The sequence below is a fragment of the Pseudomonas sp. NPDC087814 genome (genome assembly GCF_044742865.1).
GTDB lineage: Bacteria > Pseudomonadota > Gammaproteobacteria > Pseudomonadales > Pseudomonadaceae > Aquipseudomonas.
The window spans coordinates 1-24,142 of the sequence record NZ_JBIUVK010000032.1 but is presented as its reverse complement, the minus strand read 5'-3'; the positions used below and the strand labels follow the sequence as shown (position 1 = coordinate 24,142).

At 61.2% G+C, this 24,142-nt stretch carries 23 protein-coding genes; 13 read left to right on the top strand and 10 right to left on the bottom strand.

Annotated elements, in window-relative coordinates; all coding sequences use genetic code 11:
- Positions 1-11 precede the first annotated feature (11 nt).
- From ACIOMR_RS21035 to ACIOMR_RS21025, 3 genes are read left to right on the top strand one after another with little or no spacing between them, the layout of a single operon-like run.
- Positions 12-1,262 carry a lipoprotein-releasing ABC transporter permease subunit gene (locus tag ACIOMR_RS21035; protein WP_003218943.1) on the top strand — a complete coding sequence of 417 codons (1,251 nt, stop codon included), beginning with the start codon at positions 12-14 and terminating at the stop codon, positions 1,260-1,262.
- Positions 1,263-1,269: 7 nt separating this feature from the next.
- On the top strand, positions 1,270-1,953 hold the full coding sequence (lolD, locus tag ACIOMR_RS21030; RefSeq protein ID WP_003218941.1) for a lipoprotein-releasing ABC transporter ATP-binding protein LolD: 684 nt from the start codon (positions 1,270-1,272) through the stop codon (positions 1,951-1,953).
- 58 nt (positions 1,954-2,011) lie between these two features.
- On the top strand, positions 2,012-3,256 hold the full coding sequence (locus tag ACIOMR_RS21025) for a lipoprotein-releasing ABC transporter permease subunit (protein WP_003218940.1): 1,245 nt from the start codon (positions 2,012-2,014) through the stop codon (positions 3,254-3,256).
- Between the two features lie 118 nt (positions 3,257-3,374).
- On the opposite strand, the gene ACIOMR_RS21020 is transcribed toward ACIOMR_RS21025, so the two are convergent.
- Positions 3,375-4,727 carry a heavy metal sensor histidine kinase gene (locus ACIOMR_RS21020; protein WP_401196173.1) on the bottom strand — a complete coding sequence of 451 codons (1,353 nt, stop codon included), beginning with the start codon at positions 4,725-4,727 and terminating at the stop codon, positions 3,375-3,377.
- Positions 4,727-5,407, bottom strand: a complete 681-nt coding sequence (locus tag ACIOMR_RS21015; protein ID WP_003218936.1) for a heavy metal response regulator transcription factor — start codon at positions 5,405-5,407, stop codon at positions 4,727-4,729. Before ACIOMR_RS21015 ends, ACIOMR_RS21020 begins: the two co-directional genes overlap by 1 nt.
- Positions 5,408-5,563: 156 nt before the next feature.
- On the opposite strand from ACIOMR_RS21015, the gene ACIOMR_RS21010 reads away from it, so the two are divergent.
- Both ACIOMR_RS21010 and queF read left to right on the top strand, forming a co-directional pair.
- Complete coding sequence (locus ACIOMR_RS21010; RefSeq protein WP_003218934.1) at positions 5,564-6,088, top strand: plastocyanin/azurin family copper-binding protein; 525 nt, start codon at positions 5,564-5,566, stop codon at positions 6,086-6,088.
- 57 nt (positions 6,089-6,145) lie between these two features.
- On the top strand, positions 6,146-6,976 hold the full coding sequence (gene queF, locus ACIOMR_RS21005; RefSeq protein WP_076017252.1) for an NADPH-dependent 7-cyano-7-deazaguanine reductase QueF: 831 nt from the start codon (positions 6,146-6,148) through the stop codon (positions 6,974-6,976).
- A 126-nt stretch (positions 6,977-7,102) separates the two neighbouring features.
- Here the strand turns inward: queF and ACIOMR_RS21000 are convergent, their stop codons facing one another.
- Positions 7,103-7,369 carry a DUF4404 family protein gene (locus tag ACIOMR_RS21000; protein WP_008437612.1) on the bottom strand — a complete coding sequence of 89 codons (267 nt, stop codon included), beginning with the start codon at positions 7,367-7,369 and terminating at the stop codon, positions 7,103-7,105.
- Between the two features lie 110 nt (positions 7,370-7,479).
- Positions 7,480-8,091, bottom strand: a complete 612-nt coding sequence (locus ACIOMR_RS20995; protein ID WP_401196168.1) for an HAD family phosphatase — start codon at positions 8,089-8,091, stop codon at positions 7,480-7,482.
- 195 nt (positions 8,092-8,286) lie between these two features.
- Between ACIOMR_RS20995 and ACIOMR_RS20990 the strand changes: the two genes are divergently transcribed.
- From ACIOMR_RS20990 to rssC, 3 genes are all read left to right on the top strand, one after another.
- Positions 8,287-8,976 (top strand): VacJ family lipoprotein, encoded by a 690-nt coding sequence (locus tag ACIOMR_RS20990; RefSeq protein WP_008437615.1) that lies wholly within the window; start codon positions 8,287-8,289, stop codon positions 8,974-8,976.
- Positions 8,977-9,322: 346 nt separating this feature from the next.
- Positions 9,323-10,504 (top strand): two-component system response regulator RssB, encoded by a 1,182-nt coding sequence (gene rssB / locus ACIOMR_RS20985; protein WP_003218921.1) that lies wholly within the window; start codon positions 9,323-9,325, stop codon positions 10,502-10,504.
- Positions 10,504-10,986 (top strand): anti-sigma factor antagonist RssC, encoded by a 483-nt coding sequence (gene rssC, locus ACIOMR_RS20980; RefSeq protein WP_003218919.1) that lies wholly within the window; start codon positions 10,504-10,506, stop codon positions 10,984-10,986. Before rssB ends, rssC begins: the two co-directional genes overlap by 1 nt.
- Positions 10,987-11,184: 198 nt before the next feature.
- Here the strand turns inward: rssC and tal are convergent, their stop codons facing one another.
- From tal to ACIOMR_RS20965, 3 genes are all read right to left on the bottom strand, one after another.
- Positions 11,185-12,111, bottom strand: a complete 927-nt coding sequence (gene tal, locus ACIOMR_RS20975; protein WP_008437618.1) for a transaldolase — start codon at positions 12,109-12,111, stop codon at positions 11,185-11,187.
- A 304-nt stretch (positions 12,112-12,415) separates the two neighbouring features.
- Positions 12,416-13,411, bottom strand: a complete 996-nt coding sequence (gene dusA / locus ACIOMR_RS20970) for a tRNA dihydrouridine(20/20a) synthase DusA (protein ID WP_177054124.1) — start codon at positions 13,409-13,411, stop codon at positions 12,416-12,418.
- 106 nt (positions 13,412-13,517) lie between these two features.
- The gene (locus tag ACIOMR_RS20965) at positions 13,518-13,655 is read right to left on the bottom strand and encodes a hypothetical protein (protein WP_167410166.1); all 138 of its coding nucleotides are present in this window, start codon (positions 13,653-13,655) and stop codon (positions 13,518-13,520) included.
- A 227-nt stretch (positions 13,656-13,882) separates the two neighbouring features.
- On the opposite strand from ACIOMR_RS20965, the gene ACIOMR_RS20960 reads away from it, so the two are divergent.
- Positions 13,883-14,116 (top strand): hypothetical protein, encoded by a 234-nt coding sequence (locus ACIOMR_RS20960; RefSeq protein WP_003218911.1) that lies wholly within the window; start codon positions 13,883-13,885, stop codon positions 14,114-14,116.
- A gap of 87 nt (positions 14,117-14,203) precedes the next feature.
- On the opposite strand, the gene ACIOMR_RS20955 is transcribed toward ACIOMR_RS20960, so the two are convergent.
- Positions 14,204-15,391 carry an MFS transporter gene (locus ACIOMR_RS20955; protein ID WP_102368406.1) on the bottom strand — a complete coding sequence of 396 codons (1,188 nt, stop codon included), beginning with the start codon at positions 15,389-15,391 and terminating at the stop codon, positions 14,204-14,206.
- 170 nt (positions 15,392-15,561) lie between these two features.
- Here ACIOMR_RS20955 and ACIOMR_RS20950 point away from each other — a divergent pair, with 170 nt between their 5' ends.
- From ACIOMR_RS20950 to ACIOMR_RS20935, 4 genes are all read left to right on the top strand, one after another.
- Entirely contained in the window at positions 15,562-18,369 is a 2,808-nt protein-coding gene (locus ACIOMR_RS20950; RefSeq protein WP_134325968.1) for an ATP-binding protein, read from the top strand.
- Positions 18,366-19,565, top strand: a complete 1,200-nt coding sequence (locus tag ACIOMR_RS20945) for an EAL domain-containing protein (protein ID WP_102368407.1) — start codon at positions 18,366-18,368, stop codon at positions 19,563-19,565. Before ACIOMR_RS20950 ends, ACIOMR_RS20945 begins: the two co-directional genes overlap by 4 nt.
- A 124-nt stretch (positions 19,566-19,689) precedes the next feature.
- Complete coding sequence (locus ACIOMR_RS20940) at positions 19,690-22,587, top strand: ATP-binding protein (protein WP_087693699.1); 2,898 nt, start codon at positions 19,690-19,692, stop codon at positions 22,585-22,587.
- Between the two features lie 28 nt (positions 22,588-22,615).
- Entirely contained in the window at positions 22,616-23,263 is a 648-nt protein-coding gene (locus ACIOMR_RS20935; RefSeq protein WP_017477281.1) for a response regulator, read from the top strand.
- Here the strand turns inward: ACIOMR_RS20935 and ACIOMR_RS20930 are convergent, their stop codons facing one another.
- A complete protein-coding gene (locus tag ACIOMR_RS20930) occupies positions 23,264-23,758 on the bottom strand; it encodes a fimbrial protein (protein WP_003218900.1) in 495 nt (164 codons plus the stop codon).
- Positions 23,755-24,142, bottom strand: a 388-nt coding sequence (locus tag ACIOMR_RS20925) for a fimbrial protein (protein ID WP_401196162.1), incomplete at its 5' end; no start/stop codon positions are given. The genes ACIOMR_RS20925 and ACIOMR_RS20930, both read right to left, overlap by 4 nt.

Here is a 24,142-nt window from a genome sequence, read left to right as displayed (position 1 = left end):
CAAGCCCCGACATGTTCAGACCTCTCTTCGTATTTATTGGCACGCGTTATACCCGTGCAAAACGTCGCAATCATTTTGTGTCGTTCATTTCCCTGACCTCGATGATCGGGCTCGCCCTTGGCGTTGTCGTGATGATTGTGGTGCTGTCGGTGATGAACGGCTTCGATCATGAGATGCGTACCCGCGTGCTGGGCATGGTGCCCCACGCGACCATCGAGTCGGGTGAGCCCATCAGCGACTGGCAAAGCCTGGCCGCGAAGGTCAAGCAGAACCCCAAAGTGCTGGCGGTTGCGCCCTTCACCCAGATGCAGGGCCTGTTGACCAATGACGGCAAGGTGCAGAAAGTCCTGCTCAATGCCATCGACCCGGCGCAGGAACGCAATGTCTCGATCATCGATAACTTCATGCAGCAGGGCAAACTGGACGACTTGTCGCCCGGCAGCTTTGGCATCGCTATCGGCGACAAGGCGGCGGCCAAGCTCGGCGTGGGCATCGGCGACAAGCTGACCTTCGTCGCGCCGGAAGTCACCGTGACTCCGGCGGGCATGTTCCCGCGCATGAAGCGCTTTACCGTGGTTGGCATCTTCCATGTCGGCGCCGGTGAGATCGACGGCTACCTGGGCCTGACCAACCTGACCGACCTGGCCCGCCTGCATCGCTGGAAGCCGGACCAGGTCCAGGGCTTGCGCCTGAAATTCAACGACCTGTTCGACGCGCCGCGTACCTCGTGGGAAATCGCCCAGCACCTGGGTGAAAACCAGTACTACGCCCGCGACTGGACCCGTACCCACGGCAACCTGTACCAGGCCATCCGCATGGAAAAAGCCATGATCGGCTTGCTGTTGCTGCTGATCGTCGCCGTCGCCGCCTTCAACATCATCTCCACGCTGGTGATGGTGGTGAACGACAAGAAGGGCGACATCGCGATCCTGCGCACCCTTGGCGCCACGCCGGGGCAGATCATGGCGATCTTCATGGTCCAGGGCACGGTGATCGGCGTCGTCGGCACCTTGATCGGCACCGTGGTGGGGATTCTCGCCGCGCTGAACGTCAGCGCTGCTATCGCCGGGCTGGAAGTGTTGATCGGCCACAAATTCTTGAACTCCGACGTCTACTTCATCGACTACTTGCCGTCCCAGGTGCAGAGCCAGGACGTATTGATGGTCGGCGGCGCCGCGTTGGTCCTGAGTTTCCTTGCCACCCTGTATCCAGCCTGGCGCGCGGCACGTACCCAGCCGGCGCAGGCTTTACGTTATGAGTGAATCGGGCATGAGTGAAAAAGCAATCCTGAGCTGCCGCAACCTGGGCAAATCCTACGAGGAAGGCCCGGAGTCCGTGGTGGTGCTGTCCAACCTGCAGCTGGAACTGCACCCGGGCGAACGCGTGGCGATCGTCGGCAGTTCCGGTTCCGGTAAAAGTACCTTGCTCAACCTGTTGGGCGGCCTTGATACGCCGTCCCAGGGCAGCGTCTGGCTGGCCGGCGAAGAGTTGTCGGCCCTGGGCGAGAAGGCCCGTGGCCAGTTGCGCAACCGTTCGCTGGGTTTTGTGTACCAGTTCCACCACTTGCTGCCCGAGTTCACCGCCCTGGAAAACGTCTGCATGCCGCTGTTGATCGGCAAGACCGCGATCCCGGAAGCACGCCAGCGTGCCCAGGCGTTGCTGGAGCGCGTCGGCCTGGGCCATCGCCTGGAGCACAAGCCGGCTGAGTTGTCCGGCGGCGAGCGCCAGCGTGTGGCGATTGCCCGTGCCCTGGTCAACAACCCGGGGCTGGTGATGCTCGACGAGCCGACCGGCAACCTCGACTCCCACACCGCCCAGGGCATCAAGGACTTGATGCTGGAGTTGAGCACCCAGATGCGCACCGCGTTCCTGGTGGTGACCCATGACATGAGCATGGCCCGCCAGATGGACCGTGTGTTGCACCTGCAGGAAGGTCATCTGGTCGCCATCTGACCTGTTTCAAGCCCGGCGCCCGGCGCCGGGTTTTCTATTTTTTCAACGGTGCCCGCGAATGTTCAGACCGTTATCGATTTTCATCGGCACGCGCTATACCCGCGCCAAGCGCCGCAACCGTTTTGTTTCGTTTATCTCGATGACCTCGATGATCGGCCTCGCCCTCGGCGTGCTGGCGATGATCGTGGTGTTGTCGGTAATGAACGGTTTCCAGCGGGAAATGAGCTCACGCATCCTCGGCATGGTGCCCCACGCGACCATCGTTGGCGTGAAGCCCATCAGCGACTGGCAGCCGGTGGCAGATGCCGCGATGAAGAATCCGGAAGTCACCGCTGCCGTACCGTTCACACAGATGGACGGCATGCTCTCCTACAAGGGCGCGATGCAGCCGATCGAGATCAGTGGCGTTGATCCGGCCCAGGAAGGCAAGGTGTCGATCGTGGCCCAACATATTGTCCAGGGCCATCTGGAAGACCTGAAACCGGGCGAGTTCGGTGTGGTGATCGGCGAAATCACCGCCCGGCGTTTCCGCCTGAACGTCGGCGACAAGCTGACCCTGATCGTGCCGGAAATCAGCAGTGCGCCCGGTGGCATCACCCCGCGTATGCAGCGTTTGAACGTGGTGGGTGTGTTCAAGGTGGGCGCGGAGCTGGATGGCTCCATGGCCCTGATCCACATGGCCGACGCCGCCGAGATACAGCATTGGGAGCCGAACCAGGTGCAAAGCGTGCGCCTGGCGGTGAAAGACTTGTATGCCGCACCCAAGGTATCGGCGGATATCGCCGCCAGCCTCGGTGCCGACTACAAGGCCGACGACTGGACCCACACCCAGGGCAGCCTGTTCAGTGCGATGAAGATGGAAAAAACCATGATCGGCCTGCTGTTGCTGATGATCGTCGCGGTGGCGGCGTTCAACATCATCGCGACCTTGATCATGGTGGTGAACGACAAGGGCGCCGACATTGCGATCCTGCGCACCATTGGCGCCACGCCGCGGCAGATCATGGCGATCTTCATGGTGCAGGGGACGGTGATCGGGATCGTCGGTACCTTGATCGGTGGCATCCTCGGCGTGATTGCGGCGCTGAACGTCAGTGAACTGGTGGGTTGGCTGGAACGGGTGACCGGGCAGCATATCTTCAGTTCGGACGTGTATTTCGTCAGCAACCTGCCTTCGCAGTTGCAGGGTGGGGATGTGTTGCTGATTTGCTCGGCGGGGTTTGTGTTGAGCTTTTTGGCGACCATCTATCCGGCGTATCGGGCGGCGAAGATTGAGCCGGCGCATGCCCTCAGGTATTCGTAATTCTTAAGACCGCCTTCGCGAGCAAGCCCGCTCCCACATTTTGACCGCGTTCTTCCTGAATGCACTCGGTCAAAATGTGGGAGCGGGCTTGCTCGCGAAAGGGCCGGTAGAGCTTGCATCAATACCCCTGCGGCAACTCCATCACAAACCTCGCCCATCCCGCCCCCGACTCACAGAAAATCCGCCCCCCATGGGCCCGCACAATCGACTGGGTAATCGCCAAACCCAGCCCCGCATGCTCGCTGCTCCCTTCATGACGCGCCGGATCTGCCCGGTAAAACCGGTCAAACAACCGTGGCAACAATGCCTCGGGAATGCCTTCCCCGGTGTTTTGCACACTCAGCGTCACGCCTTGCATCCCCTCGACAATCCGCACGCTGACTTCGCCACCCGGCGGGGTGAACCGCAACGCGTTATCCAGCAGGTTGGAAATCGCCCGGCGCAACATGCTGCGGTCACCTGAAGTGCTGGCGTTGCCTTCCCGAACCAGCCGCACCTGGACGTCCTCCGCCAGCGGTGCGAAAAACTCCAGCAATGCCTCCACCTCGTCCGCCAGCACCAGGGTTTCGCGCTTGGGCACCAGCAGCCCATGGTCCGCCTTGGCCAGGTACAGCATGTCGTTGACCAACTGCGCCATCCATTGCAGTTCTTCCAGGTTGCTGTGCAGGGCTTCGCGGTAGTCCTCCAGCGCCCGTGGCTGCGTGAGGATGACTTGGGTCTGTGTCAGCAAATTCGACAGTGGCGTGCGCAGTTCATGGGCGATGTCGGCAGAAAACGCCGAAAGGCGCTGGAAGGCATCGTCCAGGCGGCCAAGCATCGCGTTGAAGGACTGGGCGAGTTCCGCCAGTTCGGCGGGCATTTGTTCCTGGGGCAGGCGCTGGGTCAGGGAGTGGGCAGAGACGCCGCTGGCGACTTCGCTCATGCGCCTCAGCGGTCGCAACCCGCTGCGGGCGGCCCAAGCGCCGAGCAGGGCGGTGGCCAGGGCGGAAAGGCCGACGGTCAGCCAGATCAGATGCTGCATGCGTTGCAGGAAGTGTTGGTGATGGGTGATGTCGAGCATCAGCGTCAGGCGTGGCGAGTCAGCGTTTCCAGGAATCAGCGGCGCGTTGTACACGCGGTAATTGGTGCCGGCGTTCTGCACGCTGTGCAGGCCAGGCGCCTGGGGCAGGGTGATGCCGGGAGCGCCGTCGAACCAGCGCTGATCGCCGGTGGTGATGCGCAGGGCCAGGTCGGGCTGGCGATTGAGTTCTTCTCGCAGCGTTGTTTCTCGTAAGGCAAATCGTTCTGGCGTGTCGGCACCTTGCAATGTGCTGCGCAGCGCTATCATCTTGCCGTCGAGCAACTGCTGGTCCAGCTCGATAAAGTGCGCCTCGCTGGCATGGTTGAACAGCACGCCGGCCAGCAATGAAACCACGGCGGTACAGCCAGCAAACAGCAGTGCCAGGCGGCTGGCCAGGGAAATCCGTTTCATCAACTGAACCGCTCCTCAAGCACGTAGCCCATGCCGCGTACCGTATGGATCAGCTTGTTGGGAAAGTTGTCGTCGACCTTCAGGCGCAGGCGGCGGATCGCGACTTCGATGATGTTGGTATCGCTGTCGAAGTTCATGTCCCACACCTGGGAGGCGATCAGCGACTTGGGCAGTACTTCGCCCTGGCGGCGCAGCAGCAGTTCCAGCAGGGAAAACTCCTTGGCCGTCAGGTCGATGCGCTGGCCGTCGCGCTCTACCCGGCGGCGGATCAGGTCCATGCGCAGGTCGGCCAGTTGCAGGCTGGTTTCCTGGGGGGGGCTGCTGCCACGGCGCAACAGGCTGCGCACCCGGGCCAGCAGTTCGGAGAAGGCGAAGGGCTTGACGAGGTAATCGTCGGCGCCCAGTTCCAGGCCATGCACCCGGTCTTCCACGGCGTCCCGCGCGGTAAGGAACAGTACCGGCATGTCGAGCCCGGCGTTGCGTACGGCCTGGAGGATCTGCCAGCCATCGCGACCTGGCAGCATCACATCGAGGATCAACAGGTCGTAGTCACCGGTCAGCGCCAGGTGCTGGCCGCTGGTGCCGTCGGCCACCAGCTCGGTGTTGAACCCGGCCTCGGCCAGCCCCTGGCGCAAGTAGTGGCCGGTTTTCGGTTGGTCTTCGACGATCAGCAGTTTCATGGGCGGCTCATGGTTTTACGGGAACACAGACGTTATACCGCGCACATCCGGCAGCAGGCTCAAGCTGACAAAGTTGTAATCTGGCAGTCAGCTGGCTGGCAGCGGCGCGTTCGTAAAGTGTCCCACAGACTGATTCCGAACCTTTGGAGTGTGAGCATGTTTTTACGTAAATCCTGGTTGTTGGCGGGCTGCCTGATGGCGATGAGTCTTCCGGTGCTGGCATCCCCGGCTGAAACCTTCGCCTTCGGTGAGGCCGCGCCCGCCGCCAAGGCCACGCGCACCGTGGAAGTGGTACTGCAGGATATTTCCTTTTCGCCCAAGGCTATTGATGTAAAAGCCGGTGAGACGGTGCGCTTTGTGCTGGTCAACAAAGGCCAGTTGCTTCATGAATTCAACCTTGGCGATGCCGCCATGCACGCAGCGCATCAGAAAGAGATGCTGCAGATGCAGGCCAGCGGCATGCTGACGGCGACCGGCATGGGCAAAATGGACCACAGTGCGATGGGGCATGGTGATATGGCAGGCATGAAGCACGACGACCCCAACAGCGTGTTGGTAGAGCCAGGCAAGACCGCCGAGCTGACCTGGACCTTCACCAAGGCCACCGGCTTGGAGTTTGCCTGCAACATTCCGGGGCATTACCAGGCGGGCATGGTCGGCAAGCTGACCGTCAGCCAGTAAGCCATTGACGGGCAAAGGCGGGTAGAATGGCGGCGTTTATTTAGCCAGGTTTCCGCCATGCATCCCGCAGCCGAACATTCGCCGCTGGGCAAGTCCAGTGAATACATCTCCACCTACACCCCGTCGTTGCTGTTCCCGATTCCTCGCGCCGCCAAGTGGGCCGAGCTGGGCCTGAGTGCCGAGACCCTGCCGTATAAAGGCGTGGATTTCTGGAACTGCTTCGAACTGTCCTGGCTGCTGCCATCCGGCAAACCCGTGGTGGCCATCGGTGAATTCAGTATCCCGGCCGACTCGCCGAACATCATCGAGTCGAAGTCGTTCAAGTTGTACCTCAACTCGCTGAACCAAACCGCGTTTGCCGATGTGCAAAGCCTTGAAGCGACGTTGCGCACCGACCTGAGTGCAGCGGCCGGCAAGCCGGTTGGCGTGCGCATCCGCAGCCTGGGCGAGGTTGAAGCCGAAGGCGTGGTCGCGTTGCCGGGTGTGTGCATTGATGACCTGGACATTACCGTCAGCAACTACGAGCACCCGCGCCCGGAACTGTTGCGTTGCGACGATTCGCGCGTGGTGGAGGAGAGCGTCCACAGTCATCTGCTCAAGTCCAACTGCCCGGTGACCAGCCAGCCTGACTGGGGCAGTGTGGCGGTGGAGTACCGCGGCGCGGCGCTGGATCATGCCAGCCTGCTGGAATACCTGGTGAGCTTCCGCCAGCACTCGGACTTCCATGAACAGTGCGTGGAGCGGATCTTTCTCGATCTGCAGCGCTTGCTCAAGCCGGAGAAACTGACGGTGTATGCGCGCTATGTGCGGCGTGGCGGGCTCGATATCAACCCGTACCGCAGTACGGAAGATCTGCAGTTCCAGAACCTGCGGCTGGCTCGACAGTAGCCTTCACACAAAATAAATGTGGGAGCGGGCTTGCTCGCGAAAGCGGTGTATCAGCCAGCTTATGTATCAGCTGACGGACCGCATTCGCGAGCAAGCCCGCTCCCACATTTGAGAGGTGTCGGGCTGTTAAATCCCGATGTTACCCAGGGTCACCACAATATTGCGCAAGGTCCCGGCAATGCCCGGGTGCTCCAGTTCGAAGCGTTCTACGGCCAGGTTCACACCGTCGGCGATGCTTGGATCCTGAATGGCACCTTCCAGTGGCTCCTGAACTTCCAGTTCAGCAATCAAATCTCGCAGCTCTTCGCGCTGTTCGAGGGGCATTTCTGGATTCTGATCCAATTGCTCGCGCAAAATTTTGACCTGTTCTTGCAGTTGTTCGCGGGCAGGCATGGCGTTCTTCCTTTTATCGATAGGCACTGACATAGACCGCGGCACGCCGGGAAAGGTCTATGGGCTGACCTGTAGATTAATCCACTGGCGCCTACTGTGCATGATCTCGATCAGGGCTTCTCGCCTTTGAGCTGGCGCAGGCTGATGTCGGCCAGGCAGGTCTGCAGTTCGCCCAGGTGGTCAATCACCGAATGCACGCCCAGGCCATAGAGCGCGACAGTGGCTTTGGCGCGCTTATGCTCGCGTTCCTTCTCGGTGAGTGCTTGCCATTGCTGCGGCGAAAGCCCGCACAGTGAGCCACAGGACGCCAGGCCGATGGTCCACAGCCCGGCATTGAGCCCCGATTGCAGCAGGCGTGGCTCGCCGCTGACCAGGACGCAGCCTTCCAGGCGTTCGATATTCAGTTCCATCAGGGCCTGCCAGCAGGCGTGGGGCGCCGGCCAGCGGGTGGGGGAGGGCTTGGCAGCCTTGATCCAGCGGGGTAGCCCGGCGGCCAGCGGTGTGGAAACCGACGCCGGCAACTCGTCCAGCCATGCACAAGGGACGCGCTGTTCTTCGAGGCTGCGCAGGATCTTCAGAGCGCCGACAGTGGCATGGGTATCGCTGGAAGGCGCGGAATCGGCGCGGGCCTGGGAACCAAAGTCCACCAGGCAGCCACTAAGCCCGAACAGTACGGCCGTCAAGGACGGGGTGCTGGCACTAACAATCTCGGCGTGTGGCATTTCGACGTCCCTGAAATAGCAGTGACGCTACCGGACTTGGGTGACAAGCAAGTTACACCCGCAGCAATTGTAGGAATTTTGTGCATTTGCTGAATGACATTTCTGCAAGGCTGCCTAATCTGACACTTCCGTCATATACTGACGGCCTCATTCAGGGCATAGCGCCCATGACAGACCATTCAAGGAGTTCAAGCTATGCGCTGGAGCCAATGTCTAGCTCAGCTGTCCGTATGTGCGAGTATTTTGCTGGTTCCTTTCGTAGCCCAGGCGGCCTCGGAAGATGATCCATGGGAAAGCGTCAACCGCCCGATCTTCACCTTCAACGATACCGTTGATACCTATGCCCTCAAGCCATTGGCTCAAGGCTATCAGTTCGTGACCCCGCAGTTCGTGCAGGACGGGATCCACAACTTCTTCCGCAACATCGGCGACGTCGGCAACTTTGCCAACGATGTGCTGCAACTCAAGCCCCACGCTGCAGGCGTCGACACTGCCCGTTTGCTGATGAACACCACGTTCGGCGTGCTGGGTTTCGTTGATGTCGGCACCAAAATGGGGCTGCAACGCAACGACGAAGACTTCGGCCAGACTCTCGGCTACTGGGGCGTCGACAGCGGTCCTTACGTGATGCTGCCACTGCTGGGCCCAAGCACCCTGCGTGACGCGCCGTCCAAATACGTGGACAGCTACACCCAGCCATACCGCTACATGAACGATATCGGCTGGCGCAACAGCACCTTCGGCCTGAATATCGTCGACACGCGTGCCAGCCTGCTGTCCTCCGAGAAGCTGATCAGCGGCGACAAATACACCTTCATCCGTAACGCCTACTTGCAGAACCGCGAGTTCAAGGTCAAGGATGGCAAGGTTGTAGACGACTTTTAAGCCCCAGGCTTGAAAGAAGAAGGCGGCCCTCGGGTCGCCTTTTTTGTGGGCGGCATTCGAGGTTTATCCGTGGGTTACGTGCTTACTTTAAGTCGCGGTTTTATGCGTTCTTATAACTACTGGTGATTTGCGATGTAAAGACGCCCGGCGACCATCGCCGTGAGCTTGAAACCCCTGGCGGATGGGAGTACCGTCTGCGCCTTAGAAGGGCACCTCTGCTTTACCTTTGTGCGTCGGCAATAACTCGGCGTTTTGTAGGACAGAGAGGCTAGAAAGCGAATCCAGTAGTAAGCCCGGCCATTGTCGAGCTGCCTACGCCAACCTAATTCTGGCGCCGTTTGCCCACATGCAGAAAACCAGTGCCACGCTGCTGATAATCGATGACGACGAAGTAGTGCGCGCGAGTCTTGCGGCCTATTTGGAAGACAGTGGCTTCAGCGTCCTGCAGGCCAGCAACGGCCTCCAGGGTCTCCAGGTATTCGAGCGCGACAAGCCCGACCTTGTGATCTGCGACCTGCGCATGCCCCAGGTGGGCGGCCTTGAGCTGATCCGCCAGGTGACCGACATCGCCCCGCAGACGCCGGTGATTGTCGTGTCCGGTGCCGGCGTGATGAACGATGCCGTCGAGGCCTTGCGCCTCGGCGCTGCCGACTACCTGATCAAGCCCCTGGAAGACCTGGCTGTGCTGGAGCACTCGGTGCGTCGTGCCCTGGATCGTGCACGGCTGCTGCTGGAAAACCAGCGTTACCGTGAAAAGCTCGAAACCGCCAACCGCGAACTCGAAGCCAGCCTGAACCTGCTCCAGGAAGACCAGAACGCCGGTCGCCAGGTGCAGATGAACATGCTGCCGGTGAGCCCGTGGAGCATCGACGAGTTCAAGTTTGCCCACCAGATCATCCCGTCGCTGTACCTGTCGGGTGATTTCGTCGACTACTTCCGCGTTGATGAGCGGCGTGTCGCGTTCTACCTGGCCGACGTTTCCGGCCACGGCGCCTCCTCCGCATTCGTGACCGTGTTGTTGAAGTTCATGACTACACGGCTGTTGTTCGAGTCCAAGCGCAATGGCACCTTGCCGGAGTTCACCCCTTCGCAAGTGCTGGGCCACATCAACCGGGGCCTGATCAGCTGCAAGCTGGGCAAGCACGTGACGATGGTCGGCGGCGTGATTGATGAAGAAACAGGTCTTTTGACCTACAGCATTGGCGGTCACCTGCCATTGCCGGTTTTATACACTCCAGACAGTGTGCGCTACCTGGAAGGGCGTGGTTTGCCGGTTGGCTTGTTCAATGAAGCCACCTACGAAGACCACATCCTGGAATTGCCGCCGACGTTCAGCCTGACGCTGATGTCCGACGGTATCCTGGACCTTTTGCCAGAGCCTACACTCAAAGAGAAAGAAGCCGCCTTGCCCCAACGGGTCAGGTCGGCGGGCGGCAGCCTGGATGGCCTGCGGCAGGTTTTTGGATTGGCCACGCTAGGGGAGATGCCGGATGATATCGCCCTATTGGTGTTGAGCAGGAATCTTTGATGAGTACCGGAAGAATCCAATTCGCCGAGCAAGACGGGACTTTTGTCCTGAAGTTTGTCGGTGAAGTGCGCCTGACCTTGTGTTCGGCGCTGGATGCGACGATTGAGCGGATCTTCACAGCCTTGAATTTCTCGGCGATCGTGATCGATCTGACCGAAACCCGCAGCATCGATAGCACCACCCTTGGGCTGTTGGCCAAGTTGTCCATTCTGTCTCGGCAGAAGGTCGGACTGCTGCCGACCGTCGTCACCACCCACGAAGACATCACCCGTCTGTTGCAGTCCATGGGCTTCGATCAAGTGTTCAACATCGTTGACCGCCCGATCCCGTGCCCGGAATGCCTGACCGACCTGCCGTCCCAGGACCAGTCCGAGGAAGTGGTACGGGTCAAGGTACTGGAAGCCCACAAGATCCTGATGGGCTTGAACGACTCCAACCGCGAGGCGTTCCACGACCTGGTGAATGCGCTGGAGCGGCACTAATTTCCAGCTGAAACACTGTCAAAGTGTGGGAGGGGGCTTGCTCCCGAAAGCGGCGGGTCAGTAGTGAATGTAGCGACTGACGCCTGTATTCGGGAGCAAGCCCCCTCCCACATTTTTAACTGAGTTCGGCTCGAAATCGGCTAATACAAAAAAAGGGCGGCACCCTCACAGGTGCCGCCCTTTTTGTCGCCGCCGTTTTTAGAGCTTGGCGGTCAACAGCGCTTCGAGTTTTTCCTGGTCGCGGGCGAACTGACGAATGCCCTCGGCCAGTTTCTCGGTGGCCATCGCATCTTCGTTGGATTCCCAACGGAACTGCGCTTCGGTCAAGTGCACACGAGCTTCGCCCGCATGGCCTGGCGACAATTTGCGTTCCAGCTTGCCGTTGTCGGCTGCGAGTTTTTCCAGCAGGTCCGGGCTGATGGTCAGACGGTCGCAACCAGCCAGCTCTTCGATCTGGCTCAGGTTACGGAAGCTTGCACCCATTACTACGGTCTTGTAGCCATTGGCCTTGTAGTAGTTGTAGATGCGCGTCACCGACTGCACGCCCGGATCCTCGGAGCCGGTGTAATCGTTACCGTTGGCCTTCTTGTACCAGTCGTAGATACGGCCCACGAACGGCGAAATCAGGAACACGCCGGCTTCGGCGCAAGCCACGGCCTGGGCGAAGGAGAACAGCAGCGTCAGGTTGGTCTGGATGCCTTCCTTTTCCAGCTGCTCGGCGGCGCGGATGCCTTCCCAGGTGGAAGCGATCTTGATCAGCACGCGGTCACGGCCAATGCCGGCCTTGTCGTACAGGTCGATCAGGCGATGGGCGCGCTTGAGGACGGCGTCAGTGTCGAACGACAGACGGGCATCCACCTCGGTGGAAATGCGGCCGGGCACCACTTTCAGGATTTCCTGGCCGACGGCTACCGCAAAACGGTCGCTGGCCAGGCCTACATCGCCGTTGCAGTCGGCAACAGCCTCATCCAGCAGCTTGGCATAGCCTGGGATCGACGCGGCCTTGAGCAGCAGGGAAGGGTTGGTAGTGGCGTCTTGCGGCTTGAGCTTGGCGAGGGTAGAAAAATCGCCGGTATCGGCTACTACAGTGGTGAATTGCTTGAGTTGTTCCAGCTTGGAAGTCATGGGCGTGCTCTGTCCTGTGGGTCTGATGACATTACCCGAGCGCTGACAGCCGCTCAAGGGCGCAAATGCATTCGATCGTTTGCGAGGGCAACAACCTGAAAACAGCCGTTTGAATCACCGGCCAATGCTCAATAGGAGGCCAAAACAGCCAGCAGGTTCAACCCAACTGCCCGATGACCACCCGATCAAACGGTGGGAGCAGCCTTGCCCCATCTTCCTGACATCCCCCCCCATCCAAATGTGGGAGCGGGCTTGCTCGCGAAGGCGTCGTGTCAGCCACCCAATAAACCCACTGACACCCAAATCACCGCCCCTCCAACAACTCCCCGGCCATATCCAGCAACGCCAGCGGATCACTGGCCTTATGAATATCCACCGACAACAACTGCCGAAACTTCCGCGCCCCCGGGAAACCCGTCCCCAGCCCCAGCGCGTGGCGCGTGATGTGATGCATCGAGCCACCTGTCGCCAGGTGTTCGGCAATATAAGGACGCAACTGCGCCAACGCCTCGGCGCGGGTGATCACAGGTGTCGTGCTGCCAAACAGCTGCTGATCCACCTCGGCCAGCAAATACGGATTGTGATAAGCCTCGCGGCCCAGCATCACGCCATCGAAGGTCTGCAGATGCTCCTGGCACTGTTCGAGGGTCTTGATGCCGCCGTTGAGGATGATCTCCAGTTCAGGGAAATCCTGCTTCAACTGGGCGGCAACGTCGTAGCGCAAGGGCGGGATGTCCCGATTTTCCTTCGGTGACAGCCCTTCCAGAATGGCGATTCGCGCATGCACGGTAAAACTGGTGCAGCCCGCGTCCTTCACTTGGCCAACGAAATCGCACAGCTCGGCGTAACTGTCCCGGCCGTTGATGCCGATGCGGTGCTTCACCGTCACCGGGATCGAGACCGCGTCCTGCATCGCCTTAACGCAATCCGCCACCAAGGCCGGGTGGGCCATCAGGATTGCGCCAATCATGTTGTTTTGCACCCGGTCGCTGGGGCAGCCGACGTTGAGGTTCACCTCGTCGTAGCCGGCGTCCTGGGCCATGCGGGCGCAGGCGGCCAGGTCGGCGGGGACGCTACCGCCCAACTGCAGGGCGAGTGGATGCTCGGCCTCGTTATGGCGCAGGAAACGTTCGTGGTCGCCGTGGAGGATTGCGCCGGTGGTGACCATCTCGGTGTAGAGGAGGGCGTTTTTGGACAGCAGGCGCAGGAAGAAGCGGCAGTGTCTGTCCGTCCAATCCATCATCGGAGCAACGGAGAAGCGACGGGAGAACGATGGCGTTGGTGCTATAGGTGAGGACATTAGGATCTGAGATGGATAAGGCGAAGGGCGGACAGTTTAACAGGAATGGGCGTGGTGCCGTGGTGGCCAGTGCCAGAGCTCCAGCCACCCTGGCACGGTTTTCAGCTTATTTCTTCTTTTTGTCGGGCGCCTGAGTCAGCGCCGAAGCCGCCACAGATTTCACATCCGGCGGAGTGGTGGGATCCGCCAGCAGCTTGGCTGCTTTTGAAGCGACGCTTTCACTGGTTTTTTCGTCTTTAGCCATTACTTGAGCTTCCCTCTACGTAGGCCGCAGGTTCATCTGAATTGATGCCTGGTCGGCTTTAATATGTAGGGGCTAACTGTTGATATCGCCAATCAGAATATGTGCCTGGATAATTCGTCGCCAAAACGACATCAACCTGAACCGATCCTGTCCTACGGCAAAGTTTCATAATTCTCACCGGCATTGAGGCCTACGCTCAGCCCATAAGCCCAAAGGGAACTGAAAAAATGATCTCCAACCTCGTCAAAGTCGTGATGGTCGCAGGCACGTTGCTCTTGGCCGCTTGTTCGTCGGGTTCATCTGGCATGAGTAGCGACCTGAGTAGCGACCCTTGTTATTCAGGGGGATGCCAAGCGTTTGGCGACCACAGCCCCAGCAAGGCCGCCAAGATGAATTTTGGCGGCAACGCGCTGGGGAGCAGTTACGGGGAGTATGGTTCGGGGTTGATGCATGATGACTGACTGAGCGGGTGGGGCAGTCATTTACTCAGTGACTGACCCACCGCTTTCGCGAGCAAGCCCGCTCCCACATTGGATCGTGGGAGGGCTTTAGTGACCGCCTTTCATACGGCGGGCGATCAGGTAGATGCCCAAGCCTACCAGCGCCGTAGCCGCGCCAATGTAGCCCGTGCTGGTCCACCCATACCCCGCCGTAATCGCCATCCCACCGAACCACGGCCCCAGCGCATTCGCCAGGTTGAACGCCGCGTGGTTGGACGCCGCCGCCAGGCTCGGTGCTTCATGCGCAATGTCCATCAAGCGGATTTGCAGCGGCGCGGCCATGGCGATCATGGTGCCGACCAGGCCGATGCCCAGCAGTACGCTCCACAGCGAACTCGCGGCGAAGGTGAAGAAGATCAGCACGGCCATCGACCACACCATAATCCAGCCCACTGCGCGAAATTGCAGGCGATCAAACAGCTTGCCGCCGGCGATGTTGCCGATGATGCCGCCTACGCCAAACGCGGCCAGACCGAAGGGAATCCACTGCGGCGAGACTTTGGTCACTTCGAGCATGGTCGGCGCCAGGTAGCTGAACACGCAGAACATCCCGGCAAACCCAATAGCGCCAATGGACAGCGCCATCCACACCTGCGGTTTGGTGAAGGCACGCAGTTCTTTGCGCGGGTCGCTGCGGGGTTCGTCGTGGCGATCCGGTACGAATTGCCAGACCAGCGCGATGGTGCACAGGGCGATAGCACTGACCAGCGCGAACGCCGAGCGCCAGCCAAAGTGTTGACCGAGGAAGGTCGCGATGGGGTTGCCGAGCAGCATGGCCAGGGTCAGGCCCATCATCACGCGGGCGACGGCGCCAGCGCGTTTGTCGTTGGGCACCATGCTGGAGGCGACCACGGCGGCGATGCCGAAGTAGGCGCCGTGGGGCAGGCCGCTGATAAAGCGGAAGGCCACCAGCGAACCGAAGGTCGGGGTAAACGCCGTGGCGAGGTTGCCCAGGGCATAAAGGCCCATCAGCAATAGCAGCATGTGTTTGCGCAGCAACTTGGCGCCGAGGATGGCCAGCAGCGGGGCGCCGACCATCACGCCCAGCGCGTAGGCGCTGATGGCGTGGCCCACTTGCGGTTCGCTGAGATTGAGGTTGTGGGCGATGTCGGGCATCAGCCCCATGATGGCGAATTCGCCGGTGCCGATCGCAAAGGCGCCCACGGCCATGGCCGCTTCCATTTTGGCGGCGCTGCGCGCGGGCAGCACGTGCCCGGGTGTTTGCTGGATAGTCATGGGTAACTCTGTTTGATGAAGTGCACGAAGGACAGCCGCCGATGCTACGCAAGCAGCGACGAAGGTGTCTAGAACAGCGTGTTGCGCGAGAGTTCCATCGGCGCAAGCAGTGCGGGGCTTTGAGATCCGTCTTATTCAACTACCCTCTCGCCACGCTTACTCTTTTGGCGATGAAGCTCAAACATTTCCTGCAACCACTCGACTCTTCTTTTTCGACGCCCAAGGCCGCGCGCAAGTTGTTGCGGCTGTTTGCCCTGGCATTGGTGCTCGGCGTGTATGTGGGTGCCTACAGCTACTTGCGTGCGGCGTTGAATGAGGAAATTTCGCTACGGCGCAGTTATATGAATGAGGCGATTTCCGATGCGCAGAGTTTTTTTGTCAGCCGCCAGACGCTGCTCAAAAGCCTCGGCCTGTCGACGGTTCGTCATGTCACGCCACCCGTGGGCAACCTCAATAATGTGCCGGCCGAAGAGTTGCACATCACCTTGGGCGAGGCGGGCAATATCTGGAGCCTTTGGCTGACTAGGCGCCTGCTTGATTACCTGCAGGTCAACCAGGTCAACCTGATCTACGTCGCGCAGCGCGCCGAGCCGGTGGTGGAGCGCCTGTTTACCGTTGGGGCGGCCCCGGAGAATGTGCCGCAGCCGGTATTGCAGCGGTTGATGGCGGTGGACACCGGCAAGGTCTCGGTCAGCGATGAGTTGTGGCTGACTGAGCAGAGCCGCCTGGATTCACCGCTATACATCTTCACCCGCCTCGACGACCGTAGCCCCACGTCGGGTTGGCTCGGGCTGGAGGTGGACGGCCCGGACCTGATCAACGCCCTGCAGCATGAAAAAGCCGGGGACTTCATGTTGCTTGACGGCGCCGGGCAGCTGATTTTCAGCAGCACGCCTCATCAACCGTCGGCTGCGCAGGTGCTGCGCCAGTATCACGCCACGGCCAGCTTTGGTTGGGAAGGCAGCCGCTGGCTGCCGGATCGCTTGGCCATTCGCAAGCACCTGGGTTACTCCCAGTGGCAGATCGTCTACAGCCTGGAGCTGAGTTCACTGTTGCCCAGCCTGGCCATGCCGTTGCTGCTGTGCCTGCTGTTGTGCGCAGCGGCCAGCTTGTTGATGGTGCGGTTGGTGCGGCGCATCGATCAGCGTTTGATTATCCCGGCAGCCAATCGCATCGAAGCGCTGGTGGAGAGTGAGGCATTCAGCAGCGCGGTGATTCGTATCGCGCCAGTGGCCTTGTGCGTGCTGCGCCGCAGCGACGGCGAGGTAGTGCTGGAAAACCCCCTGTCCCGGCAATGGCTGGGCAACGGCCACGAGCGCCAGCAACTGTGTCACGGCTGGATTCGCCGCGCGTTCGATGAGTCGGAACAAAGCAGCACCGACGAGCTGCAAATGGCCGACGGTCGTCACCTGTACTTGAGTTTCGCGCCAACCCGTTACCAGCGTGAGGAGGTGCTGATCTGCGCCTTCAGCGACATCACCGAACGCAAGCAGGTGGAGTTGGCCCTGCAGCAGGCGCGCACGCTGGCGGACGCGGCGAATGAGGCCAAGACCCTGTTCCTGGCAACCATGAGCCATGAAATCCGCACGCCATTGTATGGCGTGCTGGGCACCCTGGAATTGCTTGCGCGCACCGACCTTAACAGCCAGCAGCGTGGCTACCTGAATGCCATCGAGGGCTCGTCGGCGAACTTGCTGCAAATGATCTGCGATGTGCTGGACGTGTCGAAAATCGAAGCGGGACAACTGTCCCTAGAGTTCAGCACGTTCTCACCGATCGAGTTGGTGCAGGAAGTGATCCAGGGCTACGCAGGCGCCGCCCAAAGCAAGGGCCTGCAGTTGTTCGCCTGCCTCGACCCGCAGTTGCCCGACCACGTGAGCGGGGATGTCACACGCATCCGCCAGATCCTGAATAACCTGCTGAACAACGCGCTGAAATTCACCGAAAGCGGCCGGATTGTCTTGCGTCTGCGCCTGGAAAGCCGTGAAGGCGAGCGCACGATGTTGCAGTGGCAGGTAGTCGACACCGGCAAGGGCATCGCCGAGGAAGACCAGCGGTACCTGTTCGAGCCGTTCTTCCAGGTCAGCGGCAATGCGAATGTGGTCGCCGGCAGCGGCCTGGGCTTGTCGATCTGCAAGCGCCTGATGCACTTGATGAACGGCACCTTGCGGGTGGTCAGCGAACCGGGCCTGGGCAGCAGCTTTTCCTTCACCTTGCCGCTGGAGCAAGTCAACGACGACGACCAGGCTCCCTGGGCGCAGCCGCTGCTCGGCGAGCGGGTGTATGTGGTGTCGCCGGTGCGTGAGCTGGCGGAAAGTGTTGGCGGCTGGTTGCGTCGCTGGGGCGCGCGCGCGCAACTCGGTGCGCCGGAGTCCGCCGAGGCCGACCCCGGCGCGGTATTGGTCGAGCTGTATCCCGGCCCGACCGAGCCCGACCAGTTGCTGCATTGGTCCGGGCCGCGGGTGATGGCCGCGGTCGACGAGCATGGCGCTTATCCCTGGCAGATCGGCCTGAACAACCTGCAGGCGCTCAACCGCGCGGTCAGCCGCGCCCAGGGCAGCGAAGAGTTGTTGTCGCCGAGGATCAGCGAGAAGCCCACCGAGTTCAGCCTCAACCTGCGCCTGCTGGTGGCCGAAGACAACCTGATCAACCAGTTGATCCTGCGCGACCAGTTGGAAGAGCTCGGCTGCAGCGTGGTGCTGGCCGGCGACGGCATTGAAGCGCTGTCATTGTGGGGTGATACCGCGTTCGACATGATTCTCACCGACGTCAACATGCCACGCATGAACGGCTATGAACTCACCGAACAACTGCGTCGCCTGGGTTGCTCACTGCCGATCATCGGGGCCACCGCCAACGCGATGCTCGACGAAGCCGAGCGCTGCCTGAACGCTGGCATGGATCATTGCCTGGTCAAGCCGTTCACCCTGCGCGCCCTCTACCAGTGCCTGCATCGCTATCAGAGGAGGGTGCTTTGAGCGCCTATCGCGTACTCATCGTGGAAGACCATCCTTTCCAGCATGAGTACTTGATCAACGTCTTCCAGGCCATCGGCGGGTTTGACGTCGATGTGGTCTGGGATGGCGCCACCGCGCTGCAACGCCTGGCCCGACAGCGCTACGATCTGCTGCTCAGCGACTTGATGATGCCGGGGATGGACGGTGTGCAACTGATCCAGCACTTGGCCCGCATGCACGCGCCGCCTGCGCTGGCGCTGATGAGCGTGGCGTCGCGGCGCATGCTGGTGGGCGCCGGGCAGGTGGCCGGGAACCTCGGCCTGACCGTCGCCGGGCTAATCTCCAAGCCGGTGCGCGAACGCGAGGTGCGCACCCTGCGCGATTGCCTCGACAAACTCGCCGAGCAGGCGCGCACGCCGTGTTGCCACCGGGGTGTCAGCCATGCCCGGGAGAACCTTGAGCGCGCCTTGGCCAATGGTGAAATCCAGGCGTGGTTCCAGCCGAAAAAATCCCTGCATGACGGGCGCATCGTGGGCGCCGAAGCCCTGGCACGCTGGGTGCACCCGGTGGAAGGGTTATTGATGCCCGGCGCGTTTCTTGACGACATCGAGCGCCTTGACCTGGAAACCCGCTTGCTCACCTGCATTCTCGGCCAAACCCTCATCGCCCAGGCCCAGTGGGCGCAACTCGGTTACCGGCTGCCGGTGTCGATCAACCTGCCCACGCATTTGCTCGACCAGAGCGACCTGGTCGACCGCCTGCTTGCCCAGGTGCAAAGCCGCGACGCCGAACCCCGGCAAATTACCTTCGAATTGATGGAAAGCTCCACCACACGGCTGCCCAGTAACTACTACGCTGGAGCATGTCGCTTGCGCATGATGGGCTTTGGGTTGGCGCAGGATGACTTCGGCAAGGGGTTCAGTTCCTACTTCAACCTGGTGTCGACGCCGTTCAACGAGGTCAAGATCGACCGGTCACTGGTGCATGGCTGTGCCGAGAACGAAAGCCTGGCGTCGGCCTTGCAAAGCATTGTCGAGCTGGGCCGCAAACTCGGGCTGACCACCATCGCCGAGGGCGCCGAGACCCAGGCGGAGCTGGCGATGTTGCGGCGTATCCGCTGCGATCAGGTGCAGGGTTTCCTGATCTCCCATGCCGTGGCGGCGGAAAAATTCAGCGCCCTGTTAATCGAGGATGGCCCTGCGCCAGCACTTATGTGAGTGGCCAGGGTCACACAGTCAAGAAGCCCGAAGGAAGGGTCGCCCGGTCAGCAGGGCGTTATTGGCCAATGCCGGGATCAAGCATAGGCCCCATATCCTGATTCAGGCTTCTGCGGTACTGACGATGAAACATGCAAGTCTGCGCCTGGACAAGCTGGCGCAAAGCTCTCAACGCTTGAACAAAGCCCTGTTATTGCTCACGGGGCTCGCCTTGTTGCTGTCCAGCAGTTGCTATTGGGCGGTGTCGCGGTTGCTCGACGCTGAACAGGAAAAGGTCGAGTTCCACTTCGCCCGCGTGGTGGAGATCATCCATGAGCACGAGGCGTTCCTGCGCAACGTGGCCAGTGGCTACAGCCGCAGCAACGCGCCGCCGCTGCCGGCCGTGCAGTCGACCTCGGTGGTGGAGTTGCAGCACGAAGGCGGGCAGGTGGTGTTGCAGGCCAAGGGGTTTGCGATGTCGCTACCCTTCACCTTGTCCCACGCCGAGACGTTCTCGGCGGATGACACGCGCCGGGCACTGGCGTTTGGCGTGCAACTGACTGACTACTACGGCGGCTACTGGGCCAGCTCGTTTTACGCCTCGCCGCAGCTGTTCGTGTTCACCCCCAATGCCGTCGCCAGCCTGGCCGTGCCCGGCGTGGGCGGCTTGCGCCAGCACCAGCCATTGTTGCGCGAGCAGTACCGCGACGTGGTGAGCCGCTTGCAGCAACTGCAACAGAGCCAAAGCCTCCTGCTGACCGACAGCCGCGTGCGCTGGATGCGTGCGCCGCCGCAGTTGTACCAGAACAGCCGCAGCGTGGTCGCGATGATCGGCCTCGACGCGCCTGCCGCCGTATTGCCGGCCAATCAGCCTCAGGGCCTGCTCACGCTGGCGGCGGTGGTGGACACCTCGCAGGTCGACGAAATCGAGCGAGTACTGCAACTGTCGGTCTACAACCAGTTCACCCTGATCTCGCCCCAGGGCGACGTGTTGCTCGGCAGCCTCGGCGATGAACACATGGCGCCCCTGGGCCTGAGCTTCAACAGCCAGGGTTTGCGCTTCAAGATGCTCAGCGAGGGTGGAGAGCACTGGACCGGCCTGTACGCCATCAGCTATCAGGATTTCCTGCGCTACGCCAAATGGCCGCTGCTGGGCCTTGGCCTGACGTTTCTGGCGGCCGTGCTGCTGGGCTGGTGGATCAACCATTGGTACAAGACCCGCATCGTCAGCCCGGCGCAACGCGCGCAGGAGCGTCTGTTCGAGAGCGAGGCATTCAACCGCATCATGCTGCACAACGCCCCGGTGGGATTGTGCGTAGTGCGCCGCAGCGATCACCAGTTACTCCTGGAAAACCAGCGCGCGCTGCAATTGCAGGGCACCGCACCGCTGCTCGACGTGCTCAAGGCCAACGATGGCCCGGATACCCCCGGCGAGATGTGCCTGGCGGTGGAGGGGCGGTACTTGCAGGTCGTGGTGGTGGCGGCGCGGTACGAAGGTGAGGACGTGTTCCTCTGCGGCTGCAACGACATCACCCGACACGTGGACGAAGCCCAGTTGCTGACCCAGGCGCGCCAGGAAGCCACCGAAGCCAACGAGGCCAAAACCGTGTTCCTGGCAACCATGAGCCATGAAATCCGCACCCCGCTGTACGGCGTGCTCGGCAACCTGGAACTGATGGCCCTGACCGACATGAGCGAGCGCCAGCGCCACTACCTGGAAATTATCCAGGGTTCGTCCACTGTGCTGTTCCAGTTGATCAGCAACGTACTGGATGTATCGAAAATCGAATCCGGGCAAATGGCCGTGGAAGCGGCGCCGTTCAGCCCGGGCCAGTTGGTGGCGGAATCGGTGTTGGCGTTCAGCGCGACCGCGCGCAATAAAGGCTTGCAGATCGATGCCGAGATCGACCCGCTGCTACCGCCGCAACTGCTTGGCGATGCTGGCCGCATCCGGCAGGTCCTGCATAACCTGCTGGGCAACGCGATCAAGTTCACCGACTCCGGGCGCGTGCGTTTGCGCCTGATGGTGCAGCAACTACTTGACGATAAAGTGACCCTGCAATGGCAGGTCACTGACACCGGCGTGGGCATTCCGGAAAAGGCGCTGGACCAGTTGTTCAAGCCGTTTTATCAGGTAGCGGGCGACCAGGACGGCAATGGCGCCGGCCTGGGCCTGTCTATCTGCTCGCGCTTGAGTGAGTTGATGGGCGGCAGCATGCGCGTGGTCAGCGAGCCAGGGTTGGGCAGCAGTTTTTCGCTGTTCATCACCTTGCCGGTGCTTCAGGAAACCCTGCCCTCTGCGGAACAACCGCCGATGCCGCCGTGCCTGGACGCACCGTGCCTGAACGTGCGCGTGCTGGTCGCCGAAGACAACCCGGTCAGCCAGGCCGTGCTGCAAGAACAGCTCGAGGCCCTTGGCGCCCACCCCACCGTAGCGCGTGACGGCGAGCATGCGCTGCAAATCTGGGGTTCGCAGCCGTTCGACCTGGTGATCACCGACATCAATATGCCGCGCCTCAACGGCTACGACCTGGCCCGCGCGTTGCGTGAACAAGGCGTCCAGGTGCCGATCATCGGCGTCACCGCCAATGCCCTGCGCGAGGAGGGCGAGCGTTGCCTGGCGGTGGGCATGAACGCGTGGGTGGTCAAACCGCTGAGCCTGAGCATGCTGCGCCAGGCGTTAATGGCGCACTGCCGGCGAGCCACGGCCTTGCCGGTGGTGCAGGTGGACCGGGACCGCGAAGGCTGGATCGAGCTTTCCCCGGCCATGCGCCAACTGATGGCCGACACGTTGCTGGTGGATGTGCAGCAGATCGAACAAGGCCTGACGGCCGGCGATGCCACCCTCGTACGTGAGCGTTTGCACAGCCTCAACGGCGCGCTGGCCAGTGTGCGTGCCGGGGAACTGTCCAGCGCTTGTCAGGCATGGGAGAACACCCTGTACGACGCACCGCTGGATACATACGCCACCACGCAGATTCGAGGCGTGTGCGCACGGCTTACAGCGGTTGCGCAGTGCTTGCTGGCAGAGTCGCAAACTTGATGAAAGCCCATTACAAGGAAGATAAAGAATGCGAGAAATGAACGTTGTGATCGCCGATGACCACCCGATCGTACTGGTGGGCGTGCGCGAAATTGTGCAGCGTGATTCACGCTACAGCCTGGTGGGCGAGGCGGTCAGTTCCAGTCAACTGATCGAGCAGTTGCGCAAGCACCGGCCGCAAGTCCTGATCACCGATTTCAACATGCCGGGTGACGACACCTATGGCGATGGGTTGAAGCTGATCGAGTACATCCTGCGTCACTTTCCCGCGACCCAGGTGCTGGTGCTGACCATGATTTCCAACAGCCTGATTCTCACCCGCTTGCAGGAGTTGGGTGTGGCCGGGGTGATCCAGAAGAACCACCTGCACGGCGAGATCGAAAAGGCCCTCGGCGCGATCAGTGCCCAGCGCAGTTACCGCGCACCGGAGCCCGCCGCGACTTCGGTCTTGGCCAATGTGACCCAGGTGCAGGCGCGCTTCCAGAGCCTGTCGCCACGGGAGATGGAAGTGCTGCGTTTATTCGTGACGGGCATGAGCGTGAGCGATATCGCGCGGCAGTTGAGCCGCAGCAACAAGACCGTCAGCGCGCAGAAGATTTCGGCCATGCGCAAGCTGGAGGTGGACAGTGACCAGGCGCTGCTGACCTATTGCATCGAAGCCCGGCAGTTTCAGTAATCAGCGGTACGTCATCTGCATCAACAGGGTGGCTTTGTAGCTACCCGCCTCGGGCAGCTCGCCCAGGGACACGGGCTTGACGCGCAGGGTCAGCGCCAACGGTTCGTCTTCTACCGGCCAGGTGCCGGTTTGGCCCAGGCCGATCCCCGGCTTGTCGGTCTTGTCACGCAATTGCACCTGCAACCCCAGGGATGGGAGATTGGTGAGCAGCACCGGGCTGACGGTGAGGGCCCGGGCCATGCCCGCCGACAAACTCAGCTCGACCTGAGCGCCCGCCTGACAGTCGAAGACCAGCGGCACATCGGTGGCGACGGTGCTGCCGTCGGCCAACTGGTTGAGGTTGACCTTGCCCAGGTCCACCTGTTGCGTACTCGGAAACCTTGCGGTGCACGGCGGTGCGGTCAGCTTGCCGCTGACGTCGATCTGCGCTTCTTCCGCCGCTTGCGCAAGGGCGGTGCTGGCTACGGCCAGCAGCATCCAGGCGAGCGCTTTCATAGGTAATTGAGGGTCATGACCATCGACGAGGTGAACGCGCCCGGCGCCAGCGTGCCGCGTTCGACCAGTTGCGCCTTGAGGCTGATATCCACGTCGCCGCTGAGGTTGGTGTATTTCTTGACGGTGCCATTGAGGTTTGCCGCCGTGTTGTCCGCCCACAGCAACGACACACCGAGGTTATCCGCCGTGGTCTTGGCCACGGTGGAGGTGTAGGTGCCGTTATTGGACGTGAAGCTGACATTTAGCGAAGAACCCGACGAGCACTTCAAGCGCACCGGCACTTCCACAGTGCCGGTGGTCGCCACCTGGTCAGTACGCACGTCGCCAAATGCGGCGGTCAGGGTTGTGCCGGTACTCAATACGCACGGTGGGCGGGTGAGGGTG